Source organism: Candidatus Hydrogenedentota bacterium (assembly GCA_035450225.1).
In the GTDB taxonomy this organism is placed as follows: Bacteria; Hydrogenedentota; Hydrogenedentia; order Hydrogenedentales; family SLHB01; genus DSVR01.
Map to the genome: position 1 here is coordinate 1 of DAOTMJ010000097.1, position 2,446 is coordinate 2,446.

General features: G+C 57.1%; 1 protein-coding gene. It reads left to right on the forward strand.

The window, feature by feature from the left end:
- Positions 1-2,446, forward strand: a 2,446-nt coding sequence (locus tag P5540_19805) for a phage tail tape measure protein (GenBank protein ID HRT67059.1), incomplete at both ends; no start/stop codon positions are given.

Here is a 2,446-nt window from a genome sequence, read left to right on the forward strand (position 1 = left end):
ACCGAACTGAAAGACATAGACGCGACAATCGGGCAGTTTCAACGGAACGTGGGCAACTACGCCGGGGGAATCAAAGAGGCGTTCGGACAGATTGCGCCTACGCTCGGTCAGGTCGTGCCCGGATTTTCGCAGCTCACCGACGCGGCCACCTTGGTAAAAGACGGAATTGGCCAAATCGGTCAATCGGCAAGCGCCACGGGCAAGCTACTTACCGGGGCGTTCATCGGCTTTCAGGTGGTGGGCGCCATCCTTGACGGCGTTGGAGCGGTTAGGGAGTTCGTGAACGAGATCAACAACCTACGCGGGCAGCTTCAACTACTCACCGGGGAAACAGGCCCGGCGCTCGACAGCGCCACGGCGCAAGTGGAGGCGCTTCGCAATACATTCAACGCGGGTACGGAAGAAACGATTCAGGCGGCGAACGCCTTGGATAGCGCATTTTCGGAAATTGACCTGACCGGGGCGCTCGACCTTATCAAGAGCGGGTTTCTGTCCGGGGCCGATGCTAGCGGCGAACTGCTCGACGTGCTGAAGGAGTACCCGCGCCTGTTCGATCAGATGGGCTTTTCCGCCGAAGAGTTTTTGACGATTCAGGCAAAAGCCGCACAGGAAGGGGTATTTTCCGACAAGGGCGTGGACGCGGTGAAGGAGTTCGGTATCCGTATCCGTGAACAAACGGTCGCCACCCGGCAGAGTCTTGAACAGGCGTTCGGGCGGGATTTCACCAAACAACTATTCGACAACCTGAACAGCGGGGCGATAACCGTCCGCGATGCACTCACCCAGGTATCGGCGAAACTTCGGGATACCGAACTGCCGGCAAAGCAATTGCAGCAGGTGATTTCCGACGTGTTCGGCGGACCTGGGGAAGATGCGGGCGACGAATTTTTAAAGAGCCTCGCCGACATTGACCAAGGATTGCAGGGAGCGGCCGGGGCGTCGGACGAATACACGCAACGGCTGAGCGAACAATTCGAGGCCGAAAGCGAGTTATCAGCCGCAAAGGTGGAGGCGGCAAAGCAACTCAACGAATTGACCGGGGGCTATGAAAATTTGGGCACGAAGTTGAAAACATTCGTGTTGGTTCAGGTGAACGGCTTCCTAGCAAGCCTGAACGACATACCGAACCTGTTCCGTGGCATCATCGAAGCCGGGAAACAGTTCGCAATCAACATCGGAAACTTCTTCTTAGAAACGGCCACGGACGCACAGATTTTCTACACGGAAGTCAAGAAGTTAAACCCGTTCAACGACAACGACGCGGAACTTTCCGACCAACTCGAAGCGCTCAAGCAACGGAAGGCGGAAATCCAAGCGGCCGGGAAATCCGTGGCGGATGCGTTCGCGGAAGGATACAATCGCGGAAAGAAACCTGAACTGTTTCAGACGAAAGGCGTGAGCGCGGAACGGAAAGGCGGAAGCGGTGGCGGTGGAGGCGGAACAGTTCCGGCTGGCCTCGACACGGAAGCGAAGAAAAAAGCCGACGAATTGAACGCCGCCGCCCTGGAAGCACAGCGTAAGTACGCCGATCAGCGTATTGAACTACTCCGGGTGCTGTCCCGCCGATTTGCCGATGCGACCATTCAGGCAATCGACAATGAATCGGAGCGGCAGATTGCCGCCGAACGGCAAAAATTTGAAGACCTGAAAGCCGAACTGGCGAAACAGGAAGCGCAGTTGATTGAGCAGCAACGCGCCGCCCGCGCAAAGGTGGTAGTGGCATCGGGCGAAGGTTCGGCAGAAGTGAAGGCGTTTGACGCGGGCGCGGCGGCTGACCTAGAAGCGGCCCGCGAAGCAGCGCGGCGCGTGACGGAGGCAAACGAAAAACTGCACCTTGAACGGATAGAGCAAATCCGAAACGACGCGGCGAATAACTCGGCGCGGGCAGAACTGGAACGGCTCAAGGCAAGCCTGCAAAACCGGGAAAAGCAGTTTGAGGACGCCGCCGCCCGCGAAGAGACGCGGGTTAAAGAGCAGACGAACCGCATCCTAAACGACCTAAGCCTTTCCGATTCGCAAAAGTCGGAGCTGATTATCAAGTTGCGATTCGAGGCGGATCAAAGCAGCCTGCAACAGGAAGCAATCAAAATCAACGAGCAGATAACCGCGATTGAAGCCCGGTTGACCGAACTTTCCGAAAGCAACGACCTGCAACAGGCATCGGTCGAAGAGTTCGCGTTTTTGTCCGAACAACTCGACGCGCTGAACGACAAGCGGGTGACAACCGAACTTGCCTATACCGAACTGGTACAGGCTGAATCGTTGCGCCGCTCACAGGCCCGCGCATCGGAGGCAACGAAGGTGATCGACACGCTGGGGCAAATCGCGCAAATAGCCGATCAGTTCGCCGCCGCAACTGCACAGCGCGAACTGGCCAACATTGCCGAAAAAGAACAGGCCCGGCAAAAGAGTATCGACACCATCCAAAACCAACTTCAAACCGCCA